Source organism: Pseudoalteromonas sp. S2755, assembly GCF_005886535.1.
Lineage (GTDB): Bacteria > Pseudomonadota > Gammaproteobacteria > Enterobacterales > Alteromonadaceae > Pseudoalteromonas.
This window is the reverse complement of sequence record NZ_PNDS01000009.1, coordinates 38,923-62,045: the sequence shown is the minus strand read 5'-3', so window position 1 is coordinate 62,045 and position 23,123 is coordinate 38,923. Positions and strand designations below refer to the sequence as shown.

Genomic DNA, 23,123 nt, shown 5'->3' with positions numbered 1-23,123 from the left:
TCGCTTTTATGCCATTTCGATTAACTTGATTACTGCCTTTTCGATGCCTGTCGCAGCGTCAAGAATGGATGATGCCAGCATATATGCAGGAGTACTGATCACTTTTTCATTGTCATCAACGACGATCTCGGTCACTTTACAATCCACGTGCTTTGCACCAAGCGTATTAATTGCCGTTGCGGTATCAACATCATTACCTATGGTCGCGAGTGTACCCGGTGTATGGATATGGGCGATGAGTGCCGGCGCAATACACAAATAAGCAATAGGCTTTTGCTGGTGATTAAACTCACGACATACGCGCTTTACGCTTTCAAGAATCGTAGACTCTGCACCTTTAAAAGCAAAATCGGAAAGGTTTTTTGCTACACCAAAACCTCCTGGTAATACCAAAGCATCGAATTCGTCTGCACTTAATGTTTCCAGATCTGCAATTTCTCCGCGTGCAATGCGGGCGGCTTCAACAAGAACATTACGGCGTTCATCTTGTTCTTCACCGGTGATGTGGTTGATCACATGGAACTGATCAATATTAGGTGCAAAACACTGATAGCTTGCCCCTGCTTTTTCAAGATTGAGTAGTGTTAATACTGACTCGTGGATCTCGGCACCGTCGAATACTCCACAGCCACTTAAAATTACCGCTACTTTTTTCATTCATTTCTCCCTTCAATGTCACATCATGCGCGCTATATGCATAAAAAGAATTATGCGCGAATTAAAAAATTATAAAGGATCTTCTATGATCTTTGATCAATTGTGTTAGTATACTCCTCCGCTTGAGAAAATCAGGCTATTTTTTACTCACCCAGATTGTTAAGCGTGACTAAAAAAATTCTTTATCCACAAAGAGGTAAAGATAATAACAATAAAAAAGGCACAAAAAACGCAAGAAAATCAAAGCTTTAATGTGTACTCTGACTTTTAAAACAAAGTTCCGGAGCGATTTTTCGTGTTTGTCTACAAAGTTATCCACAGGTGAAGCACGATTTATCTAAATGATGAGATAACGCGAAACTCGTTTTATCTTGTGCCTTGTGGCATCCTTACATTCTACTCTACAAAAGACTAATTTAGGATCCAATATTTATGTCTCAGATCCCTCAAAATCCGTTGATCTTGGTTGATGGTTCTTCCTATTTATTTCGTGCTTATCATGCGCCACCACATTTAACAAATTCAAAAGGTGAAGCAACTGGTGCGATCTACGGTGTGATCAATATGCTTAAGAGTTTGCTTAAGCAATATCAACCAAGTCATATGGTAGTAGTCTTTGACGCTAAAGGGCCGACTTTCCGCAACGAAATGTATAGCGAGTATAAAGCACATCGCCCACCTATGCCGGATGATCTGAGAACGCAAATTGAGCCGATCCACGAAATTATTAAAGCAATGGGCCTGCCACTGGTAAGTATAAGTGGTGTCGAGGCCGATGATGTGATCGGTACATTCTCTAAAATAGCGTCGGAGCAGAGTCGTCATGTGCTAATCAGCACTGGGGATAAGGATATGGCGCAATTGGTCAATGAACATGTCACGTTGATCAATACAATGACGAATACGATCTTAGACCCTGAAGGGGTGGTGGATAAGTTTGGTATTGGTCCTGACTTGATCATCGACTATCTCGCGTTAATGGGAGATAAGGTCGATAACATTCCGGGTGTACCTGGCGTTGGTGAAAAAACGGCATTGGCGATGCTTCAGGGGTTAGGCTCAATTGATTCGCTTTACGAAAACTTAGACAAAATTGCTGACTTAGGTTTTCGTGGCTCAAAAACCATGGCGAAAAAATTAGAGGAACATCAAGAACAGCTAAGGCTGTCGTACGAGTTAGCCACCATTAAGCTGGATTGTGAAGTAGAGCAAGACCTAGAGCAATTTAAGATAGCTGAGATGGATAAAGATCGCTTAATCGAGCTATATGGTCAGTGTGAATTTAAGCGTTGGTTAGCTGAATTGCTGGATGGTCAGTCAGAAGCTGACATCGTTGATGTGGAGGCTGAAGGGTCGGCACCTGCAGCGGCGCAGATAGACACCCAATACGAGACCATTTTGACAAAAGCGCAGCTAGATGACTGGGTAACTAAGTTAAAAGCAGCCCAGCTCATCGCTTTTGATACTGAAACCACCAGTGTTAACTATATGCAGGCAGATTTAGTTGGAATGAGCTTTGCCGTTGCACCGGGCGAAGCGGCTTACTTACCAATCAATCACGACTATGTGGGGGCACCTGAGCAGCTTTCTCAAGATATGGTGTTTGAGATCATGGCACCGCTACTTGCAGATCCTCAGATCAAAAAAGTGGGTCAAAATTTAAAATATGATCAAAGTGTGCTTGCTCGTGCAGGGCTTGAACTGCGAGGGATCGCTTTTGATACCATGTTGGAGTCTTACGTATTTAACAGCGTAGGTACTCGCCACGATATGGACTCCTTGGCGCTCAAATATTTAGGCCATAAAACCATTAGCTTTGAAGATATCGCAGGCAAAGGTAAAAACCAACTGACCTTTAACCAAATTGAGCTAGAAAAGGCGGCTCCTTACGCTGCGGAGGATGCTGATATCACGCTGAGACTGCATCAACACCTCTGGCCGTTAATTGAAAAGGAGAATAGCCTTAAGCAGGTGTTTAAGGAGATTGAATTACCGCTGCTGAGCGTACTTTCTCGCATTGAACGCACAGGTGTACACATCGATGGCGATATGTTAGCGAAACAAAGTATCGAGATTGAAAAACGCTTAGGTGAGCTTGAACAACAAGCTTTTGAAATTGCAGGTGAGGAGTTCAATCTGAGTTCAACAAAGCAACTACAAGCGATATTGTTTGACAAACTTGAGCTGCCAGTAATTAAGAAAACGCCCAAAGGTGCGCCTTCAACGGCTGAAGAAGTGCTACAAGAGTTAGCGCATGATTATCCACTGCCAAAACTTATTATTGAACACCGTGGCTTGGCTAAGCTGAAATCAACCTATACAGACAAATTACCAAAATTGGTTAACTCGGATACTGGTCGTGTACACACTTCTTATCATCAAGCTGTTACCGCAACGGGCCGCCTAAGCTCAAGCGATCCAAACTTGCAGAATATTCCGATCCGTAATGAAGCTGGGCGTCGTATTCGTCAGGCATTTGTTGCTGACAGTAATAAACAAATCGTCGCGGCGGATTACAGCCAAATCGAGCTTAGGATCATGGCACATTTGTCACAAGATAAAGGGTTGTTGAGTGCCTTTGCTGAAGGTAAAGATGTACACAGTGCAACGGCATCAGAAGTGTTTTCCGTGCCGCTTGAGGAAGTAACTTCTGATATGCGCCGCAAAGCCAAAGCAGTTAACTTTGGTTTGATCTATGGCATGAGTGCGTTTGGTCTGTCACGTCAGTTAGATATTCCAAGAAATGAAGCGCAACATTATATGGATATGTACTTTGAACGTTTCCCTGGTGTATTAGAGTATATGGAGCGCACGCGTGAAGAAGCTGCAGATAAAGGGTATGTTGAAACCTTATTCGGTCGCCGCTTGTATCTACCGGATATCAATGCGCGTAATGGCGCTCGCAGAAAAGCAGCTGAGCGTGCAGCCATCAATGCACCGATGCAGGGCACTGCGGCGGATATCATCAAAAAGGCGATGATTAAAGTGGATGAATGGCTACAAAGCTGTGATAGCGATGATATCCAGTTGCTTATGCAAGTGCACGATGAATTGGTGTTTGAAGTACACAGCGACAAAGTTGCTGAATACAGTGAAAAGATCTGTGAGTTAATGAGCGCAGCGGCAACACTTGGTGTACCGTTATTAGTTGAAGCCGACAGTGGTGACAACTGGGAACAAGCGCACTAGTTGAAATAAAAATCTACCCGAGTTGCACTAATCAATTAGACTAGTGCAACTTTATTCATTTTTGTTTGCAAGTATACACTAGCAGCATAGCGTCTTAATTTTGTAGCTCCTGTTAATCCCTAGTAACAAAAAACAAATTAACGTTGAAAGTTTATCAAATTGGCTTAAGTTTTGCTTTTTGGTGTTTATTTCTGGACGTCTATTTGTTAGAGTTCGCGCCGTCCTCATCCTGTAGGACATCCTGTTGATGATGTATCTCTCGAAAGAGGATACAGTGTATTGATAGCTTCTCCCCAGATTGCTATAGCGGCTCGTAATTTTTACGGGCCGTCTTTTTCTTTTCTCCTCAAAGATGATACCAATTGATGTAACTCTCCAATCAATGTACAGGTAAAACTGTTATTAGCTTCGCTAAAAGGGCTGCTAGATCACAACGTTTTTGCTTGGCTACTAAAGCTATTTTCCCGCTGTAAAATGAATATCATGAGCCTAAAAGTATTCCAACATAACAACGAGTTTATGATTAAAGGTTTATTTAATTTGCACTGCGTTTTACACTGAGCGCTCAAATGCAATTCACTCTCATTTCATAAGGAAGTCGTCATGCTAAAGTACCTTTTTTTAGGTAGTGCACTTATTTCTTCTCAGGCGTTCGCTGCTTGGCAATTTAATCAACAACAAAGTGATGTTAGCTTTGTGTCTGTGAAACAGACTAGTGTTGCTGAAGTACATCATTTTAAAACGATAGATAGCACACTATCTGCTAAAGGCGAACTTGAGGTTAATATTGACTTGGCAAGCGTTGAAACGATGATCCCGATCCGTAATGAACGCATGCAAAAGATGCTGTTCAACGTAGCGCAACACCCAAGGGCTAAAGTTAATGCTGATGTTTCAGAGGTGCTTGCTAAGCTTAAAGTTGGTACACAAAAAATCAATGATGTAACAGCCACTTTGACACTGCATGGTCAGATCCAAAAGATCAGCCTAGACTTATTGATAACGAAAAGTGCTAATGGCTTGGTGGTTACGCCAGTCCATGCCTTTATTCTCGATTCTAAGCAGTTTGGGTTAGATAAGGGAATTGAAGCGCTACGAGAAATTGCGGGTCTAAAGACTATCGCGACTAGTGTGCCTGTTAGCTTCAACTTGGTTTTTGATGAACAAAATTGATGCGTTAATCAAACTGTATGTTACGACTCATGCGCCGACCGAAAATTGGTCGGCGCCGTCGTGCGGTTTTTCTGATATCAAAATTACAGCAGATGGCCGTTGGTTTCATCAAGGGCGTGAAATTAAACGGCAATCGCTAGTAGCCTTATTTGCAAGTGTTTTAACCTTTGATGGTCAACAGTACTGGTTAAAAACCCCAGCAGAAAGTTGTGAGATTGAAGTACTTGCTCATCCTTTTATTATCGAGCAATGGCGTTACTGTGATGAAGCATCGGCTTTGGAGTTATCACCTTGTATTATTGCGATAGATAATTTAGGCCGTGAGTGGCCCATCTGTGATGTGTTTCCATTGGCGCTTGAGCAGGTTAACGGGGGAGATATTCCATTTCTCACACTCAATTATGGTTTAACCGCTAGAGTTTCACAAAATGTCTATTATCAGTGGGCTGAATTGCTCGAGGAAGATGAAAAAGGCTTTTATCTGATGTCGGCAAAGACGCGCTTTTATCTTAGCTAAGCGCGCCCTACGTTTGATTACTCGCTCGTTTCTTCTTGAGCTTCTTTGACAAACGGACCTAAGTACCAATCATCCAATTTCCACGCCAGTTCGTTTAATCCAATGCCCTTTAAAGAAGAAAACGCATGAACGGTGATGTCACCGTCGATTTCAGATAGTGCACGACGTACTTGTAGTACTTCTGCTTTACGTTTACCTTGCTTTAGCTTATCGGCTTTAGTCAACAAGGCTAATACCGGTATATTACTGCTGGTTGCCCAGTTGATGAGATCCATATCGAGATCTTTAAGAGGGTGACGAATATCCATCAATACCACAATTCCTTTTAGACATTTACGGCGTTGTAAATATTCACCTAGCGCTTTTTGCCATTTCTTCTTCATCTCTAATGGGACTTTCGCAAAGCCATAACCAGGTAAATCAATCAAACGCTGATCTTCGCCTAGAGAAAAAGTATTTATAAGTTGAGTTCGACCAGGTGTTTTACTGGTGCGCGCCAGTTTTTGGTCTGTAAGCGTATTGAGTGCGCTCGACTTACCAGCATTAGAACGACCCGCAAAAGCAACTTCAATTCCAGTGTCTGGTGGCAGTTTACTGATATCTGGGGCACTTGTGATAAATTGTGCCTGATTGTATTTTACGCGAGATTTTAGCACGCTGACTCCTAACTGATTAAACTTTCGCGGATGGAATTGCGTATTTTATAACAGTATGGCGGAAACCAAAAGTATTGTGGGGTTTGTTCTAAACGCCGCTTTTATCGCAAATTGGCCGAAGCCTCGCCCTAATATTAATTAATCTAGGTCAAGTCCCTATAAATTATAAGCTTAATATGGGCAGAAAACGTGCCAGAGAAAGTAATATCGTGTAGAATGTAGGAATTGCAATGTCAATCTAAAGTGTATACCTATCAGTAGTCACTACTGAGCAAGGCGTATTTAGATGGATCGGTGCTGTTTGGCGTTATATTTGCTAAGTTTGCATGTATGATTCATCTGATTAACATAACAACCTAATTAGTACTGATTGGTATTATTTGCCCGAGCAATAAAGAGAGCGACTTTGTTCGCGAGGGTACAAATTACAGGGTCGGAAACAGAGAATTTACCATGAAAAAAATAGCATTAACTTTAACAATGTTGCTTGGTACGTTGTCAGCAAGCAACGCATCGGCATTCGATGGTGACGCAGAAGCAGGTAAAGCAAAGTCTGCAACGTGTGCAGCATGTCACGGTCCAGATGGCAATGCCCCTGTGACTATGTATCCTAAAATCGCAGGTCAGCATGCAGATTATATCTACAAGCAGCTACAAGAGTTTAAGCTAGGTATGACGTCTGGTGGTAAAGAAGGACGCATGGATCCTGTGATGAGTGGTATGGCTATGCCGCTGTCAGATCAAGATATGAAAGACTTAGCTGCGTATTTCTCTTCTTTATCTATGTCTGCGGGTTCAACGCCTGAAGATGTTGTTGCTGCGGGTCAGCAGCTTTATAAAGCTGGTGATGCAGAACGTGGTATTCCATCTTGTGCTGCATGTCACGGTCCTCGTGGTAACGGTACTTCTTTAGCTAAATTCCCTAAAGTGTCATTCCAGCATCCAGAATACATCAAGGCACAGCTTGAAAAGTTCCGTGATGGTACTCGCAACAATGATATGAACGGCATGATGCGTGATATCGCGAAGAAGCTGACAGACAAAGACATCGAAGTATTATCTAAGTACTTAGGTGGTCTACACTAAAGTCGTATAGTGAGTTTACCTCTCTCAGTGTAAACTCTTACTATTGAAAAAAGGGCAGCATAGGCTGCCTTTTTTTGTTGTTATCTTTGTGAGATATATCTCACTTTTATTGTAAGATATTTACCTGAGAGCTGTGTGAGTTTTAGCTTATTTTTAAGTTTTTGTTCAGTATAAGTTTATGTAATTCAACTTTTTTCTGTTTAATTAAAAAAATTAAGGTAAGAAATTTGTTATTAAACAGTTGTAACTCAAGCTCAGGAGCGTAGATTATTCGTTGTCGCCAAGCAATACAAAAAAAGGGACAATTCGATACGGAAGCGTAGGTGGCAAAGTTATGTATCTAGTTGGATACGAAGGATTATCAAGAAAGCGTCAGGAAGACCGAGAATAAGAAAATCACGGAAGTCTCATAATAAAAACAATATGGAAAGTGTCACGGAAGTCTAAAATAAAAACAATACGGACGACAATAAAATAAAAAGAATAATAATAAGACTTAAGAGTCGAAGGGAGAAGTGTCCAGTTGTGACGCTCAGATTAGTAGGCGGTAGAGAGTGATCTCTGCCGCCTTTTTATTTGGTTGCCTCTATTATACCTGATACAATAGCCGCCTTATTAAGCAATCACTGTTGACCATTGCAAGATTCAACTCTATTCAGTTGTGGCCTGTGCCAAGGTAATCAGCTTGAAGCCTACCATCAAGACAAGTATCGACTGTACTGGCAATGTCAAACCTGCCAGTTGGTGATGGTTGATCCCAAGTCGAGATTAACACCAGCTCAAGAAAAGGCCATTTATGATAGTCATGAAAACGATCTGGCCGATGAAGGCTATCGTCGCTTTCTAGCACGAGTGGCGGATCCACTGTTGGCACGTGTGGTGACACCAAGCCAAGGCTTAGACTTTGGCTGTGGGCCTGGACCGCTGCTTGCGAAAATGCTTGAAGAAGCTGGGCATCAGGTGGCTTTGTTTGACCTGTACTATGCTAATGATGCCAGTGTACTGACTCGTCAGTATGACTTTATCGTCAGTACAGAAGTGGTGGAACATTTAGCTGAACCTGCAAAAGTATTAACGCAATTGTTAGCATGTTTAAAAGTGGGAAAGCCGCTGGCATTGATGACCAAACTCGTCATTGATAAAGCACGCTTTGCGAATTGGCACTATAAAAATGACCTAACGCATATTTCATTTTTTAGTCGGGAAAGCTTTGCGTATTTTGCCGCGCAGCAGGATTGTGAATTAGAATTTATTGGGAATGATGTCATCATTCTCACCAAGCGTAGTTAACGCGAGAATTTTGGATAACCAATTATGACCAGAAAGAAAAAGACACGTAAAGTTGCAGCCAATGGAACACCAAGGCTGAGTAAAGAAAAGCTACAAGCGTTACGTGCACTAAAAGAGCAGCGTAGCAAAAAAACCAAAGGTAAAAAGCCGGGTTCTAGAAATGCACCAGAGATCCTAGTGAAAGAGCAATCAAACACGACGACCAATAAAGATCCGCGTGTTGGTAGTAAAAAGCCCATTTCTTTGGTTGCAGAGCCACAACCGGCTAAGTCGAATACACAGCCTGAGATGAAGCGCCATCTACAGCCGCAAGTTAAGTTAACTACAGCGGTAGAGACGTTAACTCCAGAGCAAGAGCTTGAGCAGTTAGAAAATGACGAACGCTTGATGGCGCTACTTGAACGCCATGAACGCGGTGAACTGCTAACAGGTAAAGATGCGAAATACTTCAATCGCGGCATTGCACGTCATCAGGAACTATGTGAGATCTTAGGAATTGATGATGAGTTTGAAGAAGGCGATATGTTAGAAAATGATCCAATGGATCAGTTTATGAGTAATGATCTAGCAAATGAATGGTTAGACGACGACTTTGAGGAAGATGATAAGTAATGAATACTGCATGGATCATCGCAATCATTATTGGTGCCCTGATTATTGCTGGACTAGCGTTTTACGCGGGTAAATTACTATGGCAGCTGAAGGTGCAAAAAGAGCAGATTGCCAAACATCGCGAGCAAAAAGCTGCTGAGCTCGAAAAGTCACGGCAGAAGCGCAACGAAAAAATTGCGGATAGCGTTAACTTACTCGCGCGCGCGATGAAAGAAAAACAATGTGAATATTCTGAAGGGTGCTTACGAGTTTGGGTGCTTATTTCGCAATATAGTTTTGACGAGGAAGTTGACTTACAGCAGAGTTACCCTGGTGTTTATCAGATGTATGATGAAGTCAAAGAAATGCCAACTCATGATGCGCGTAAGAAGTATTCTAAAAAAGAGATTTTCAAAATGGATAGCCAGCGCTGGCGTGCTGAAGAGCGCCTAGAAGCGGAGATCTTACAGGACTGCGAAAAGCTGATAGCGCGTTTTAAAGCGGCTGCTGGTAGTGAAAATGTTGTATTTCAGTAAGGTGACTTGTGAAAATGGGTGAGTGAACCCCTATCCAAACTTCAGATTAAACGCCCTAAGTGGGCGTTTTTAGTTCCAAATGAGAAGTTTTTAACGCATTTAGCGTCAGATTTACTTCTTCAAATTGTGTAAGTATAAAGTCAAATAGGTATGATTTTACTGTGCGATGTATTCACACTCGGTCAGCACTAAGGCGTCTTTACATTGGTAATATACTTCCACTTGTTGTCCTTTGCCTAAATCCTTGTGTAGCGTTTCCATCAAAGTGAAAATAAGTTTCTTGTCATCAAACTGTGTCAGCTTGACGGCATCAAAACCAAAAAACTTTTGCACCGTGCTATAAAGTGCCTTAAATATGCTTTCTTTGGCCGAGAAAATAACCGTCAACGGGCAGTGCACTTGCTCGCCGAACAGTGTAAAAATTTCAGCTTCTTCAGGATGTAGAATTTGTCGTCGTAGTTCGACTTCTTGCTTCGGTTTCATATCTCTTTCGATATCAATGCCTAAGCCTTTCACGGCGATATCATCTGTAGCAATCGCAGCCGCGATCCCTCGAGTATGCGTAATACTGGCAACAATATTAGCAGGCCAGATAGGCGCCCGATCGGAGCCGTTAAGTAGCGTAAAGTCACCTTGTCCAAATTGTGCTAGGCAGGTCTTGGCACATATCCGTCCCGCTAAAAACTCGGCTCGCCTTTTCGCCACTGCTTTATCTAGTGAAGCGGGCAGGAGTATATTTTGCTGTTCAAAGGAAAGCGCGTCAAAGCTGTCAGGATCAAACTGAATGCAATGAAAATGGTGTGAGAGGTAGGGGGTAAATAGGTGACTCTGAGTGCTTTGCAAAGCTGACTCCCGTTATTCGTATCCATTATTACAAGGCTGATATTGCGCCTCTAATTCGCTTTGGACGCTTAGTGTGCATGAGCTAAGCGTCCATAGCAAGATATGAACGAGAGATTGAAAGTTATTTTAACTTACTTGCAACTGACACCAGTTGCAGAGCTAGGCTTGATACTTTTTCAGCAAGCCCTGGGTCTTTAATTTTACCTTGGTCATCAAATACATTAAATGCGCTAGGTACAGCCAATTGGTCTGCGAGGACTAAACTGCCAATGCCAGACAACACATCACGGACATGGTTTAGGCCACGTAATCCACCTAAGCCGCCTGGTGAGGCTGCATAGAGTGCCACTACTTTGTTTCTAAATGCGGGCACCGCACCTTGTTCTGTTCTAGAAGCCCAATCTATTGCGTTCTTGAGCACCGCAGTGAAGGAGCCGTTGTACTCTGGGCTTGCTAATAGAATACCATCGGCATCGCGCAGCTTGTCTTTTAAAAGTTGAGCACCTTTTGGTGTGCCTTGCGCTTCAAGATCTTCATCGAACATTGGAATATCTAAATCTTGTAACTTGATCACTTCTACTTCTGCGCCACTTTCTAGTGCAAAGTTTGCCGCGGCTTGGATGAGTAATTGGTTGTAGCTGTCTTTTCTTAAACTGCCTGCTAGTGCGATAATTTTTGCTGTAGTCATCTTGCTGATACCTTATTTTGTTTCGTTAAAGTGATAGTAGCAAAATTTTACTTGCACAAAACCGAAATAAACGCAAAGCTTGTGTGCATATATGCACAGAGGTGGTTATGGATAAATTCACAGATTGGCAGGATCTTAAGGTCGCTTATACGGTTGCCAAGCTTGGCACCTTATCTGCGGCGGCTGAGCATTTAGAGATCCATCACAGTACGGTACTGAGGCGAATAAATAGCTTAGAAGAAGCATTGGGAACGCGGTTATTTCACCGTCATGCCCGAGGTTATCAGGTAACACAGGCAGGAGAAAAGCTGCTTGCGACTGCGAGTCAAATAGACGAGCGCTTGATGGAGTTGAGTACTTCTATTGTTGCCTCGGACAGCCAGCTTAGAGGTAAGCTTTTGGTGACAACGGTCAGTGGTTTTATGGATATGCTGTCGGAGCCTTGTTTGACTTTTCAGCAATTACACCCACAGGTACAACTTGAAGTTATTCTCGACCAAAAGCGTTTACGCTTAGATCACGGACAGGCGCATGTTGCGGTGAGGGCAGGACCAAAGCCCGATGAGCCCGACTACATAGTGCAGCATCTAAATACTTTAGAAGCAGGTTTGTATGCGTCTTCTAGTTATATCAAGCGTATGGGGATCCCTAAAACACTTGAAGCGTTACAGGCGCATAACTTTGTCTCTGGTGTGGCCGGGTTTAATGCAAGAGTGCCATATTTCGCTTGGGTAGATGAGCATATTCCTGAGACGCAAGTGACGCTTAGGGTGTCTGAAACGTCAGACGCGTCGCGAGCTATTGTTAATGGTTTGGGTATTGGCGGGCTACAGCATGATGTGGCAAAACGCTATCCAGATTTGCAGCCGGTGTTGCATGATGAATTAAAGTGGTTAAGCCAAGTTTGGCTAGTTACACATGTTTTGGTTCACCGAACGGCTAAAGTACAGGCATTATGTGACGTGTTAAAGCGCCATTTTGCTAATCTGAGCTGAGGCTAGGAGTTGCGTTAGGCGTTATTCTTCCAGCTTTTTGCAGCTAACTTTACTGAGCATGACATAAGTATCCTTTTTCGGATAGTAGAGCACACACTGGGTGTCGCGAAGCTGCAAAATGAAGCTCTCATAAGCGAGATTATGGGCACCTAAAATTGGACTGCCATTGCCATCTAGGCTTTGGCCATGCTCAAGCAGTAGTGTTGGACTACGTTGAAAAGCGGTGCTTGCGAGCGTCGGTGGTATACCGCCTTTGAGTTTTACTATAGCTTGCTTGAGTTGTGATAACACTTCGGGCGAAGATGCCGAGAGTACAGCCTCATTTACCGAAGTTGCTGCAGGCGTGCTATTGCACGCTTGCAGCAATAAAGCCAAAACGGTGATTTTCGCCGCTTTTAGTAGCGCCATTATTGCGACTCCTTAGGCTTCATCAAAATGGCATTTTCCCGCAGTGGATAAACTGGAAGCGTAACCGCATGCTCCTTATTTTGATACTGTGGCTGAGCGTTAGGCGCAAATTGCGCTACATTTGGGCAACGACCGGTATCTATATGCGTAAGTGCTGCGGCTAAGAGTCCTTCATTTTCACTGCCTAACGGTTCTGAGAAGTCATCTGCGACAATACAACCTGGCACTTGCGCGCTTAGGCCAATTTCACCACTGCTCGAAGCGCCTGATGGGGTGAAGCCATCTGCGTAAGCGTCAAAGCCCTTCGCGTTTTCTGAACCAAATTGGATGGTATAGTAAACCGTGCCGCAGTTTTGCGCGGGTACAAAGCCATAGGGCTTGCCTCGAGTGGTACCACCGATCAAAAAGACTTCAACATCAATGCCGCGCAGGCCATTAATTACATTTTCACTGGCAGAGGCTGTGCCTCGTGTTGAGAGTATGTACACTCTAGGTAAGGTTACCGTGGGTAAAGACGTGGTTGTAAACTTGTTTTCAGCCCAATTTATTGCTCTAGACTCAAATTCTGTTCGTTCTTCTTCTGCAGTACGCTTGTCATTCAATGTGCTATAAGTGAAGGTTTTGTTTAGGCTGCTGTTGCCCGCAACCATATAGCCTAGTTGCGCTGCCATAATGACGCGACCTCCACCGTTGTAACGCATGTCGAGTACTAAGTCGTCTATTTGTCGTGTTTTAAATAGATTAAATGCTTCAATTAATCCTTCTTGGGCTGTTGGAATAAATTGATTGAACTGCACATACCCAACCTGCTTCTCGCCATAGCTAATGACTTTGGCGTTTTGCACCGGTGAGGTTTCAATATCGACTGAAGTCAGGGTGACTGATTTGTCGTTGCCTGCTTTATCTTCAAATACAAAGTTATGCGACTCGCTTTGTTCTGGTGATAGACCTGCGTTCAGCGCAGCGGTATTGTCACTTGAGATAAAGTCGACGCCATCTATCGAAAGGATTTTATCTCCACGTACGATCCCTGCATTCGCGGCTGGTGAATTGGGCTCTACTGCGGCGACAGTAAAATTACGTGGTGGTGATGTGGATATGGCTGCCCAACGGATTCCATATCCGGTTGCAACGCCCGATTGCGCTTCTTTTTGGAAGCTTTCATAAGATTCGTAGAAATGAAACTGATCTTTGGCATTACCCGACGCCGTCGTTTGGTTTGTCTTTAATTGCTCGAAGTAATCAATAACGGTATCGAATTGTGTTGGGTCGTTGTCTAGTACTTCGTCGTACCAAAGGTAGGTTTCGTTGGTAAAAGAGCGGAGCCACATTTTTTCATGCATCGCCGTACCAACCTTATCGGGATAAGGTTGGTTGTTGTTATATTTGTCTGTACCCGTTCTTGGGGAGGCACAATAATTAATAAACTGACTTGACGCAGGAAATTGATTAAACGTCCAAGTTGGCGGCTCGGTTTGTCCCGTATTATTACTAGGGTTATCGGTGGTTAATGAATCGTTGCCACCGCCACCACAAGCGGCTAATAACAAGCTCATTGCTGTTGATGCGAAAACTAGAGTAATACGTTGCATCGTATTCACGTTCCTGTTTTAGTTGTATGACTAAAAACTAGCACCGCTTGGGTTATCTCGCAATCACTGTTTCTGCCAAGCCGTGAATAATTTCCGCTGTTGTGGGGAGATTTTTAGTCCGTAGGTTTTTTCCATATAAAAATACGCCTCAGCAATGCGTTTTCTTGCATATTCTGGTGGTTCAATTCGGCGTAATTTAAAGTCTATTTTCACTGGACATGCGCCATAGTTTGCTTCAGTGCTTGGCAACATGCCAAAACGAAAATTAGACCGATCCCCATTAATTTCACCAATTGCTGGTGCGAGATTGTGAATATCTGCTTCCATCTTCCTAAATTGCTCACTGACTTTACGGCAGTGCTTTCTGCCCCCATCTTGCCAGCACTGCAACTGATGTCCAAATTCCCACGCGGGCACGATATGCTCCCACTCAATGCGATGGGCTCGGGCATTCTCTTTGCCATTGCGAGTGTAAGGTAACCTCGGGGTATAACCACAACTTGCAGGGTCCGGCACCAGCTTTTTGCCTTGCTTTTTGATATTACAATTACAATAAAGCGTGCGGGTATTGTCAGTAACTTGTTGTGATAAATGTTTCTTTGCTTTTGAGAAAGACGTGAACTCATGAGCGTTAGCTGTTAATACCAATAAGCTAAGCGCTAAAATATAGCAATATAGTGACATAACCTCTCACCAAACGGTGGAATACAGGAAATGTCACTATATCAAAAAAATCATCAATACCAACAAGAGTGTACGGTAAGAACCTTTATTTATTTAGTGTAGGGCGACGTTTTCGCCAAGGTGGAGATTGCAATAATAACAATACCCCTGTTAGACAAAAGAGCACACTCGTAGCGGCAAAGGAAATCAGCAAGGGGTTATTAAAATCCTCTCGCTCGTCGTAATCCATAATGTGTAACATCCAAAAAAAATCAAAGATGCGCCACAACGTGCTACGAACCGTCACAACCTCGCCACTGGTTGCGCTTAGATACAGCGTGGTGGAGAGGATATCGTTGTACTCGACTCGCCAAACATCTTCCTTGTAACCTGCTTCTCTAGGAGCAGTGGCAAGTCGTTCAATATGGCTAACATCTGCTGCAATTAATAGGTGTTGGTTGGCCTGTTGTATTATTTGCTGTTGATTTGGAGTGGTAAAAGGCGCCCCTGTTATCCCATTGAAAATGAGATTCTCATCTTGGTTGAGTTTGATGATGGGAGTATCGAGAAAATGGCCTAACTGGATTTGGCGCACTTGCACTGTGTTTTGTACTAACTGATTGAGGTCTGCCCGGTATGCTGTGGTGGGAAAGGGGTTATCTAAGCTTCTATGTGCCAAGTGTTTACCATGGATCTTTTCTAATGGGATCGCGCTCATGACCAGTCCGCCTAATAGCCAAGCAAAGATCTGTAAAAACAGTAAATAGCCAAGATACTTGTGGAGTTTACGAGCGGGTTTTAGCAGTTTTTTAATCATCACAATATGTTATTCTAGGTGTTCGTGAGTATGATAACTATAACGCACGGTACTTAGAATGTGACAAATTGTCGCATTGTCCAATAAGTAATGTCCTTATCACGCCGATAAGTAAGCCATTACTAGATTTAGTTTTACAAGGTAGCTTTTAATACATGTCTGAAATTCAATTTTTAAATGTCGATTTGGAACTGGAGTCAAAGCAAGATATCAGTGCGCTAGTTTCGGATTTAAAGAAAAATGCTATCGTGCTGCATTACGATCAAGATGACTATCGTCAATTGGCTCGTATTGAGGCAAATACCAATGAATTAACTCCTGATAAAGCGATTAACCAACTGTGTGAGTTAATTGAGTCTTGCTCTAAAGCGGCACTTAAACAATGGCTAAGTTGTACCAAGCGAACTTTTGACATTGGTTTTAACTCAGGCAAGTCGCCCAAGTGCTTCTCACAAGCGTTACATGCTGATACGTTGCTTAGAATTTCGGCAATAGGGGCTAGCATCGAAATCACTATCTATCCAATAGAAGAATAAAAACTCTAAAAGCTAGATTAAATTGTTTTATATGTTAACTATGTTAATGTATTGATAATTTATTTTTGTTGTTTTATCTTGTTTATTCCACAACGCGGATTATTTCTAGGAACGCAAGATGAAACAACATGTAACCCTCTCTACCCTAATGATAGCTATGCTCGGCGGAGTGTCTTTCGCAAGCTCAGCTGCAGACAAAGCTAACCTTAATACTTACAGTTCACTTAAGCAGCTTGATAAATTTAACGCTGCGCCAGTTCAAGTAGCTGATATAAAGAAACAAATTGCGAAAAAGTTAGCGCTGTCACTTAGTCACGTAGGTCCCCAAGTTCAAACTAAACTTAGCCAATATCAAGATGCTATTTCATTAGAGCAGCTACAAGTTTCGGGGGCGGCTCAGCAACTCATGACTGAAGCGAGCCAATACACTCGTTCGTTAAAGGGCTTAACTAACCATAATTCTAATTTATACCAGTTGCGTATTGCTTCTAGCGAAATGCTAACAAAGTGGCAACAAGGTGAAGCGCCTTTAATTGCTTTTGCACCTAAAGGTGATGATAAGCATTGGCAGTATGTAGAGGCCTTTGATGAGCATGGTCAATTACATTTACTTGACGCACATACAATGCCTGAGCGGCCGGTGTTAATTGTTGAACTTGATAGTAGTAAGGTGAAGCAAGAAGGCATGCAGGTAATGAGGCAAGTGTTTGCCAAGCAAGGCTTAGTCATGCCATCAATAGAAGTGCAGAGCAACGACGATGTGGAGCCGATTTCAACCAGTGTATTGAAAAAAATCAGACTAAATGACGATGAAGAGCCTTGGGTATCTGGGGCTGCGGAAGTTTACGGCATTGTGACTGGTGTAAATCCATCTCGAGATGAACCCATTCTAGATATCGTGGATATGCCCTATTTGGATCATGATGGTACGGACTATACGCCTAATCAAGTTATCATTCACTGGGAACGATATCGTTGGCAGGCAGCAGATCTATTGTTAATGGAGCAAGATGACAATACCAATTACCAAGACTTAGCTACGACGTTTTTAGATATTGTGACGCAAGTCATGCGTGCCATTCCTGACCCCAATGTTCAGGGTTATGCGATTATTCCGCAACTGACGAATCAATTGATCAAGGCGATGCCAAGCCACTGGTTTACTAACGATGATGACTACGTTGATGTGTTTTACACCTTGTTTGAAGGACAAACTTACAATGGGCATATGGGCGCAAGTGGTAATGCGAAAGTGACGATTGAGCCACTTACAATTAACCCTCGCTAAATATTAGTCAAAGTGATGTTATGGAAAAAGGCCAGTAACTGGCCTTTTTTATTTCTTTTTATTTATCGTTACCAAATTGCTTCGACAAATTCCGGATGGTCTACAAATGGATTTCTGTTACCCTGAAATTCATAAGCCGCTTGATTGCGTGCTTGCTCTAGAGCATCGACAGGATCTTCGTTATGCCATCTTTTTAGCATGTTGACCACCCAAGTTTCGAAGACTTGGTGCTGGGTGCCATTGAGTACCGCATTGCTGTAACTAGTATTACTTTGCCAATTTGCAATCACATCTTGATAACGCGTTGCCATATAAAAGTAGACACGAGCAAAATCGCCTTTGAAATTGTCAATTGGCTCAAATACAGTACCGCTGTAGTTAATACCAGATGCTGAACCTAAGCGACTACCATTGCTAGAGGTATAAGAAGCGCTTCCTACTTCGCCAAATGGATAGTTACTGCGCTTTGAATTTACATAGCCATCGGAAGCAAAAATATGATGGATATCCGAATTCATCGGTTCTATTTGACCGCCAAACCAAGATTTGGGGAAGGAGTGTTCTCGGTTATAGCAATCGCCTTCGCTTCTGTAACTGCCGCACTGGGATCCTGTAGAAACATAGTTAATACTATCATTTGCCGTTGGCTTTTCAGAGTAGCGATCTAAGATGCTGTTATCTTTTTCAAAATGGCGATCGCGCTCGTTCTGATCGATAAAGCTCCAAATGGCAGAGTAACCCTGTGATTGGTGGTTACGAATAATCTGGTGTAACTCTGTTTTCAGTGCATAACCGCTAAGTCCAGCAGCAGAGGCATAGTAACCATCGCCTGAAGGGGGTGGTGTGGTTGTGCCAAGCGCAAAGGTATGATCTTGACGATTACTGAACTGGCCGCCGGAAGCGAGTGTGGTACCTGCATGCGTTAAGGTATACTGGCCATTACCATTGGTACAACAAATTCCGTCTCCATAGCTATCTAAAATCGTAAAGGTATAACTACCGTCGCTAAGGCATAGGTTTTCATTTACCGATTGATTATTGCTATAGCCACTACCACTAGCAACGGTTGTGTTTGCGGTATTAGTGATTTGCCAGCTAGTTTCGCTACCATAATTATCGGTCATCAAAGCGAGAGTGACACTATTATTTTGACAGCTTTGAGGCGGCTCTGGTGTGGTAGAAGTTGGACCAAAGCCGTCAACGTAGACAGTTTCATTGCCGTCAAAACCACTGCCATCGTAAAAGCGTAAGCCAACATTAATCGCCGTGGTTGCCGTTGCGGTATAGGTATAGCTAAGTTGTTGCCACTGTCCGACATTGAACTGATCTGAATAGCCATGATAGCCATCCACCACCAGTCGAGCCTTTACGCCGCCTTCCGTGTGATAGATCCAAGTGCTAAATTGATAGCTTTTACCCGCTTCAACGTTTACTTGCTGTTGTAAGTCAGTGCTACTTTGCGTTGCTGTGGTTACCTGCACCGCAGCGGCAAGGTTACCGTCTTTTATTGGTGTCGTAACCGAGCTAAGTGTGATGCCCGAGTCTATCGTCGTCCATCCACTAGGGACTTGACCGCTCCAGCTCTCGAAACTGCCATTTGTAACTTCTGCAGCAGCGCTTAAGCTGAGTATTGAGCAATAAGAACTGAGTATTAGGTTTATATATTTCCCGTGTTTCATTTTTAGTCTCATTATTATGATTATCTGTATTATTGATTTGTCTGTGTATGACAGTTTGATTTTGCATCAAAACTGTTACGGTAATGTTAAACTTTTTAACGGTTAAATATCGAACTTCTTTTAATCTGTTTTCTTTGGACTTTTCAATCTTCAATAACTAAAAGGAATATAAAAGCAGATTCTATTCTTTTTGATCTCTCAATTTGCCACGTATGCTTCACGCTAATAAAAGTAGGCTACGCTCTGTGCGAGCCAGTTATGCAATGAGCAAGCAAAACCTTTTGGGTACGGGGATCCATGATGTTGTTAAGTCAACTTAATGCTGCAGCAAGTCCGCTGACACATGAACAACTGCAAAAACTACAAGGCTTAGTTGGAGAGTTAAATCCAATCCAACAGGCATGGGTGAGTGGCTATTTAGCTGCAACCGCAAATTCAGCTGCATTATCAGGTATTGCTGGACAAGCAACAGCGGGCGCTGACGAGTCTGCACCTCTAACTATTTTATTTGGTTCACAAACCGGTAACGCAAAAGGGGTTGCAAACCAAATTAAAGCTCAGGCAGAAGCGCGTGGCTTGACGACTAAGTTGGTCAATATGGCTGACTACAAACCTGCCAACCTGAAGAAAGAGAAGTTCTTAGTGATTGCTGTCTCTACTTACGGTGAGGGGGAGCCACCAGAAGATGCAGAAGCATTGCATGAATTCTTAGCCGGTAAGAAGGCGCCTAAACTGGAAGGTGTAAAGCAAGCAGTGATTGGCCTTGGTGATTCAAGTTATGAATTCTTCTGCCAAACAGCAAAGGATTTTGAAGCGCGCTTGGCTGCGCTTGGCGCTGAAATTGTTGTGCCGCGAGCTGACTTAGATGTGGATTATGAGGCTGAAGCTGAGGCGTGGATCGCACAGGCGCTAGATGCATTAGAGCCTGCGCTTAAAGCTCAGCAGCAAGCAGGTGGTGGTAACGTTATCAGCATGCCGTTTGGTGCGCCTCAGACCGCAGCGAGCCAATATACAAAGCAAAACCCATTCGCGGCTGAGCTGAGTGTGGTACAAAAGATCACCGGCAGAAACTCAAGCAAAGATGTGCGTCACATTGAAATTTCCCTTGAAGGTTCTGATATCACTTATCAGCCGGGTGATTCACTTGGCGTGTATTTCTTAAATGACCCACAAGAAGTGGCGGCGGTGATCGATGTCTTAAAACTCGACAAAGCACAAACCGTAAAAATAGGTGAACTCACCGTTTCATTGGAAACGGCGTTAATTGAACATCTTGAGCTAACACAGTCGTATCCTGGCTTTGTTGAAAAGTATGCGATTGCGACTGGGAATGAGGAACTAAGCGCACTTGCAAACGATAAAGCGGCATTGCGTGCTTATATTGAAGAGCGTCAAATCTTTGATGTGATTAAGCAAAATCCTGCCAACATTGAGGCGCAAGCGCTAGTTGATTGTTGTCGCAAATTACAAGCGCGCCTGTACTCTATCGCGTCAAGCCAAGCTGAGGTGGAAGAAGAGGTGCATTTAACCGTAGGTTTAGTTGAATTTGATACCTTTGGTGAAAAGCATTTTGGCGGCTGCTCAGGTTATTTAGCGAATCGTGCTGAAGAAGGTACGAAAGTGAAAGTATTCAGTGAGCAGAACGATAACTTTAGATTACCAGCGGACAATGCCACACCTGTGATCATGGTTGGCCCAGGTACAGGTATCGCACCGTTCAGAGCCTTTTTGCAAGAGCGTGAGGCGCGTGACGCAGAGGGTGAAAACTGGCTGTTCTTTGGTAATCCACACTTTACGGAAGATTTCCTTTATCAAGTAGAAATTCAAAAGTATGTAAAGTCGGGTTTATTAACACATGTAGATTTGGCATTTAGCCGTGATCAGGCAGAAAAGATTTACGTGCAAGATAGACTGCGCGAGAAGGGCGAAGCTGTATTTGCATGGCTTGAAAAGGGCGCCCATTTTTATGTCTGTGGTGACGCTAGCAGAATGGCCAAAGATGTACACCAAGCACTTATCGACATCATTAAAACCCATGGAGGGAAAGATGATGAACAAGCTGAGCAATATCTTAAAGCATTGCGTAGCGCAAACCGTTATCAGAAAGACGTTTACTAACGCGTCTTGTTATACCGTCAGCCAATTTTAATGTAGGAAAGACAATGAGCAACTCTGAAATCAAACCGAATAGTAAGCTCGATGCAAGCGCAAAGTTTTCTGATAATGAGCGTTTGAAGTCACAAAGTGCCCACTTGCGTGGCACAATTTCAACGGATCTGACCGATCAGCTAACCGGCGGCTTTACTGCGGATAACTTCCAATTGATCCGTTTCCACGGTATGTATCAGCAAGACGACCGAGATATCCGCCCAGAGCGCACTAAGCAACGCCTTGAGCCACTGCATAACGTGATGCTTCGCGCTCGTATGCCTGGCGGTATCATAAAACCACATCAGTGGTTGGCGATAGATGAGTTTGCGGCGGATAAAACCATGTATGGCAGCATTCGTCTGACTACACGTCAAACTTTCCAGTTCCACGGTGTATTGAAGCCAAACATCAAAGGGATGCACCAGCTGCTGAATAGTGTAGGTATCGATTCTATTGCGACGGCGGGTGATGTAAACCGCAACGTGTTATGTACAACTAACCCGGTCGAGTCTGAGTTACACCAAGAAGCGTACGAGTGGGCGGCTAAAATTTCAGAGCACTTGCTACCAAAAACCAAAGCTTACGCTGAAATTTGGTTGAACGGTGAAAAAACCGAGACAACGGCAGAGCCGATTTTGGGTGATACGTACTTACCACGTAAGTTCAAGACCACTGTGACTATCCCTCCGAACAATGAAGTCGATGTACATGCCAATGACCTCAACTTTGTTGCTATCGCAGATGAAGGCAAGCTAGTTGGCTTTAATGTGCTTGTGGGTGGTGGTTTGGCGATGACTCATGGTGACGTTAATACCTATCCACGTAAAGCAGATGACCTTGGCTTTATTCCACTTGAGCATACACTTGCCGTTGCTGAGCATGTGGTTTCTGTGCAACGTGACTGGGGTAACCGAGTAAACCGTAAAAATGCAAAAACTAAATATACGCTAGATACATTTGGCACTGAAGCGTTTAAAGCGGAAGTTGAAAACCGTGCCGGTATGAAATTTGAGCCAAGCCGTCCTTATGAATTCACCCACCGTGGTGACCGTTTTGGTTGGGTTGAGGGTATTGATGGTAAGCATCACTTAACGGTGTTTATCGAAAATGGCCGTATTTTAGATTTCCCAGATAAGCCGCTTAAAACAGGTTGTCGCAAAATTGCAGAGATCCACAAAGGGGATTTCCGCATGACAGCAAACCAAAACTTAATAATTGCTGGAGTTGCAGCTGAAGATAAAGCGCAAATCGAACAAATTGCCCGCGAGCATGGTTTGATAGATAACCAGCATTCAGAGCAGCGCAAGAACTCAATGGCATGTGTATCGTTACCGACGTGTCCACTTGCGATGGCTGAGGCAGAGCGTTACTTACCTGAGCTTGTGACAAAGGTAGAAGAGTTGCTCGCCAAGCATGAGGTTGCTGAAGAGAATATTATCCTTCGTGTAGTTGGTTGCCCTAACGGCTGTGGTCGAGCGATGCTAGCTGAGGTTGGATTCGTGGGTAAAGGTCCTGGTAAATACAATATGTATTTGGGTGGTAACCGCGCCGGTACTCGCATTCCTAAATTGTACTTAGAGAATGTCGGCGAAGACGTCTTCCTGCCAGCGCTAGATGAGTTGATTGGTCAGTGGGTCAGTGAGCGCAACGAAGACGAATGTTTTGGTGACTATGTCATCCGCAAAGAAATTGTTGCGGAAGTCAAAGTGTCAAAAACTGATTTCCATGCTTGATTTAGAACGGGCAGCTCTGCTGCCCATTGGATGAG

At 43.4% G+C, this 23,123-nt stretch carries 21 protein-coding genes; 12 read left to right on the top strand and 9 right to left on the bottom strand.

The window, feature by feature from the left end:
• Positions 1-6 precede the first annotated feature (6 nt).
• Complete coding sequence (elbB, locus tag CWC03_RS02305; protein ID WP_138580411.1) at positions 7-657, bottom strand: isoprenoid biosynthesis glyoxalase ElbB; 651 nt, start codon at positions 655-657, stop codon at positions 7-9.
• A 432-nt stretch (positions 658-1,089) separates the two neighbouring features.
• Here elbB and polA point away from each other — a divergent pair, with 432 nt between their 5' ends.
• The 3 genes from polA to CWC03_RS02290 all read left to right on the top strand — a co-directional run bounded on the left by polA (position 1,090) and on the right by CWC03_RS02290 (position 5,536).
• Positions 1,090-3,846 (top strand): DNA polymerase I, encoded by a 2,757-nt coding sequence (polA, locus tag CWC03_RS02300; RefSeq protein WP_138580410.1) that lies wholly within the window; start codon positions 1,090-1,092, stop codon positions 3,844-3,846.
• 603 nt (positions 3,847-4,449) lie between these two features.
• Entirely contained in the window at positions 4,450-5,019 is a 570-nt protein-coding gene (locus tag CWC03_RS02295) for a YceI family protein (protein ID WP_138580409.1), read from the top strand.
• A complete protein-coding gene (locus CWC03_RS02290) occupies positions 5,006-5,536 on the top strand; it encodes a DUF1285 domain-containing protein (protein ID WP_138580408.1) in 531 nt (176 codons plus the stop codon). Before CWC03_RS02295 ends, CWC03_RS02290 begins: the two co-directional genes overlap by 14 nt.
• 17 nt (positions 5,537-5,553) lie before the next feature.
• Here CWC03_RS02290 and yihA read toward each other — a convergent pair whose 3' ends face one another.
• Positions 5,554-6,192: a ribosome biogenesis GTP-binding protein YihA/YsxC gene (gene yihA / locus CWC03_RS02285; protein ID WP_138580407.1), complete on the bottom strand. Its 639-nt coding sequence runs from the start codon at positions 6,190-6,192 to the stop codon at positions 5,554-5,556.
• 453 nt (positions 6,193-6,645) lie between these two features.
• Here yihA and CWC03_RS02280 point away from each other — a divergent pair, with 453 nt between their 5' ends.
• The 4 genes from CWC03_RS02280 to CWC03_RS02265 all read left to right on the top strand — a co-directional run bounded on the left by CWC03_RS02280 (position 6,646) and on the right by CWC03_RS02265 (position 9,695).
• Positions 6,646-7,278 (top strand): c-type cytochrome, encoded by a 633-nt coding sequence (locus CWC03_RS02280; RefSeq protein WP_128725854.1) that lies wholly within the window; start codon positions 6,646-6,648, stop codon positions 7,276-7,278.
• Between the two features lie 636 nt (positions 7,279-7,914).
• Complete coding sequence (locus CWC03_RS02275; RefSeq protein ID WP_138580406.1) at positions 7,915-8,568, top strand: class I SAM-dependent methyltransferase; 654 nt, start codon at positions 7,915-7,917, stop codon at positions 8,566-8,568.
• A 24-nt stretch (positions 8,569-8,592) separates the two neighbouring features.
• A complete protein-coding gene (gene yihI, locus CWC03_RS02270; RefSeq protein WP_138580405.1) occupies positions 8,593-9,180 on the top strand; it encodes a Der GTPase-activating protein YihI in 588 nt (195 codons plus the stop codon).
• Positions 9,180-9,695, top strand: a complete 516-nt coding sequence (locus CWC03_RS02265) for a DUF2489 domain-containing protein (RefSeq protein WP_128725851.1) — start codon at positions 9,180-9,182, stop codon at positions 9,693-9,695. The genes yihI and CWC03_RS02265 overlap by 1 nt, the downstream gene beginning before the upstream one ends.
• 156 nt (positions 9,696-9,851) lie before the next feature.
• On the opposite strand, the gene CWC03_RS02260 is transcribed toward CWC03_RS02265, so the two are convergent.
• Positions 9,852-10,538 carry a 4'-phosphopantetheinyl transferase family protein gene (locus CWC03_RS02260; RefSeq protein ID WP_138580404.1) on the bottom strand — a complete coding sequence of 229 codons (687 nt, stop codon included), beginning with the start codon at positions 10,536-10,538 and terminating at the stop codon, positions 9,852-9,854.
• 121 nt (positions 10,539-10,659) lie between these two features.
• A complete protein-coding gene (locus CWC03_RS02255) occupies positions 10,660-11,226 on the bottom strand; it encodes an NADPH-dependent FMN reductase (RefSeq protein ID WP_138580403.1) in 567 nt (188 codons plus the stop codon).
• 107 nt (positions 11,227-11,333) lie between these two features.
• On the opposite strand from CWC03_RS02255, the gene CWC03_RS02250 reads away from it, so the two are divergent.
• Positions 11,334-12,221: a LysR family transcriptional regulator gene (locus CWC03_RS02250; protein ID WP_138580402.1), complete on the top strand. Its 888-nt coding sequence runs from the start codon at positions 11,334-11,336 to the stop codon at positions 12,219-12,221.
• Between the two features lie 21 nt (positions 12,222-12,242).
• Here CWC03_RS02250 and CWC03_RS02245 read toward each other — a convergent pair whose 3' ends face one another.
• From CWC03_RS02245 to CWC03_RS02230, 4 genes are all read right to left on the bottom strand, one after another.
• Complete coding sequence (locus tag CWC03_RS02245; RefSeq protein ID WP_138580401.1) at positions 12,243-12,629, bottom strand: hypothetical protein; 387 nt, start codon at positions 12,627-12,629, stop codon at positions 12,243-12,245.
• Entirely contained in the window at positions 12,629-14,221 is a 1,593-nt protein-coding gene (locus tag CWC03_RS02240) for a S41 family peptidase (RefSeq protein ID WP_138580400.1), read from the bottom strand. Before CWC03_RS02240 ends, CWC03_RS02245 begins: the two co-directional genes overlap by 1 nt.
• Positions 14,222-14,284: 63 nt before the next feature.
• Positions 14,285-14,905, bottom strand: coding sequence for an endonuclease (locus tag CWC03_RS02235; RefSeq protein ID WP_138580399.1), 621 nt, complete (start codon positions 14,903-14,905; stop codon positions 14,285-14,287).
• A gap of 85 nt (positions 14,906-14,990) precedes the next feature.
• Positions 14,991-15,701, bottom strand: coding sequence for a hypothetical protein (locus tag CWC03_RS02230; protein WP_138580444.1), 711 nt, complete (start codon positions 15,699-15,701; stop codon positions 14,991-14,993).
• Between the two features lie 155 nt (positions 15,702-15,856).
• On the opposite strand from CWC03_RS02230, the gene CWC03_RS02225 reads away from it, so the two are divergent.
• Together CWC03_RS02225 and CWC03_RS02220 are read left to right on the top strand one after the other, a co-directional pair.
• Complete coding sequence (locus CWC03_RS02225) at positions 15,857-16,237, top strand: hypothetical protein (RefSeq protein ID WP_138580398.1); 381 nt, start codon at positions 15,857-15,859, stop codon at positions 16,235-16,237.
• A gap of 118 nt (positions 16,238-16,355) precedes the next feature.
• On the top strand, positions 16,356-17,525 hold the full coding sequence (locus CWC03_RS02220; RefSeq protein WP_138580397.1) for a DUF3103 family protein: 1,170 nt from the start codon (positions 16,356-16,358) through the stop codon (positions 17,523-17,525).
• A gap of 68 nt (positions 17,526-17,593) precedes the next feature.
• Here CWC03_RS02220 and CWC03_RS02215 read toward each other — a convergent pair whose 3' ends face one another.
• Positions 17,594-19,204 (bottom strand): endonuclease, encoded by a 1,611-nt coding sequence (locus CWC03_RS02215; protein WP_138580396.1) that lies wholly within the window; start codon positions 19,202-19,204, stop codon positions 17,594-17,596.
• A 300-nt stretch (positions 19,205-19,504) separates the two neighbouring features.
• Here CWC03_RS02215 and CWC03_RS02210 point away from each other — a divergent pair, with 300 nt between their 5' ends.
• Together CWC03_RS02210 and cysI are read left to right on the top strand one after the other, a co-directional pair.
• Entirely contained in the window at positions 19,505-21,322 is a 1,818-nt protein-coding gene (locus CWC03_RS02210; protein WP_138580443.1) for an assimilatory sulfite reductase (NADPH) flavoprotein subunit, read from the top strand.
• A 44-nt stretch (positions 21,323-21,366) separates the two neighbouring features.
• A complete protein-coding gene (gene cysI / locus CWC03_RS02205) occupies positions 21,367-23,088 on the top strand; it encodes an assimilatory sulfite reductase (NADPH) hemoprotein subunit (RefSeq protein ID WP_138580395.1) in 1,722 nt (573 codons plus the stop codon).
• The last annotated feature ends 35 nt before the right edge of the window (positions 23,089-23,123 follow it).

Bases quoted from the DNA above. Each gene is read 5' to 3' on its own strand.
- elbB (WP_138580411.1), bottom strand. From the start codon at position 657: ATGAAAAAAGTAGCGGTAATTTTAAGTGGCTGTGGAGTATTCGACGGT.
- polA (WP_138580410.1), top strand. From the start codon at position 1,090: ATGTCTCAGATCCCTCAAAATCCGTTGATCTTGGTTGATGGTTCTTCC.
- CWC03_RS02295 (WP_138580409.1), top strand. From the start codon at position 4,450: ATGCTAAAGTACCTTTTTTTAGGTAGTGCACTTATTTCTTCTCAGGCG.
- CWC03_RS02290 (WP_138580408.1), top strand. From the start codon at position 5,006: ATGAACAAAATTGATGCGTTAATCAAACTGTATGTTACGACTCATGCG.
- CWC03_RS02280 (WP_128725854.1), top strand. From the start codon at position 6,646: ATGAAAAAAATAGCATTAACTTTAACAATGTTGCTTGGTACGTTGTCA.
- yihI (WP_138580405.1), top strand. From the start codon at position 8,593: ATGACCAGAAAGAAAAAGACACGTAAAGTTGCAGCCAATGGAACACCA.
- CWC03_RS02265 (WP_128725851.1), top strand. From the start codon at position 9,180: ATGAATACTGCATGGATCATCGCAATCATTATTGGTGCCCTGATTATT.
- CWC03_RS02255 (WP_138580403.1), bottom strand. From the start codon at position 11,226: ATGACTACAGCAAAAATTATCGCACTAGCAGGCAGTTTAAGAAAAGAC.
- CWC03_RS02250 (WP_138580402.1), top strand. From the start codon at position 11,334: ATGGATAAATTCACAGATTGGCAGGATCTTAAGGTCGCTTATACGGTT.
- CWC03_RS02245 (WP_138580401.1), bottom strand. From the start codon at position 12,629: ATGGCGCTACTAAAAGCGGCGAAAATCACCGTTTTGGCTTTATTGCTG.
- CWC03_RS02240 (WP_138580400.1), bottom strand. From the start codon at position 14,221: ATGCAACGTATTACTCTAGTTTTCGCATCAACAGCAATGAGCTTGTTA.
- CWC03_RS02235 (WP_138580399.1), bottom strand. From the start codon at position 14,905: ATGTCACTATATTGCTATATTTTAGCGCTTAGCTTATTGGTATTAACA.
- CWC03_RS02230 (WP_138580444.1), bottom strand. From the start codon at position 15,701: ATGATTAAAAAACTGCTAAAACCCGCTCGTAAACTCCACAAGTATCTT.
- CWC03_RS02225 (WP_138580398.1), top strand. From the start codon at position 15,857: ATGTCTGAAATTCAATTTTTAAATGTCGATTTGGAACTGGAGTCAAAG.
- CWC03_RS02220 (WP_138580397.1), top strand. From the start codon at position 16,356: ATGAAACAACATGTAACCCTCTCTACCCTAATGATAGCTATGCTCGGC.
- CWC03_RS02215 (WP_138580396.1), bottom strand. From the start codon at position 19,204: ATGAAACACGGGAAATATATAAACCTAATACTCAGTTCTTATTGCTCA.
- CWC03_RS02210 (WP_138580443.1), top strand. From the start codon at position 19,505: ATGTTGTTAAGTCAACTTAATGCTGCAGCAAGTCCGCTGACACATGAA.
- cysI (WP_138580395.1), top strand. From the start codon at position 21,367: ATGAGCAACTCTGAAATCAAACCGAATAGTAAGCTCGATGCAAGCGCA.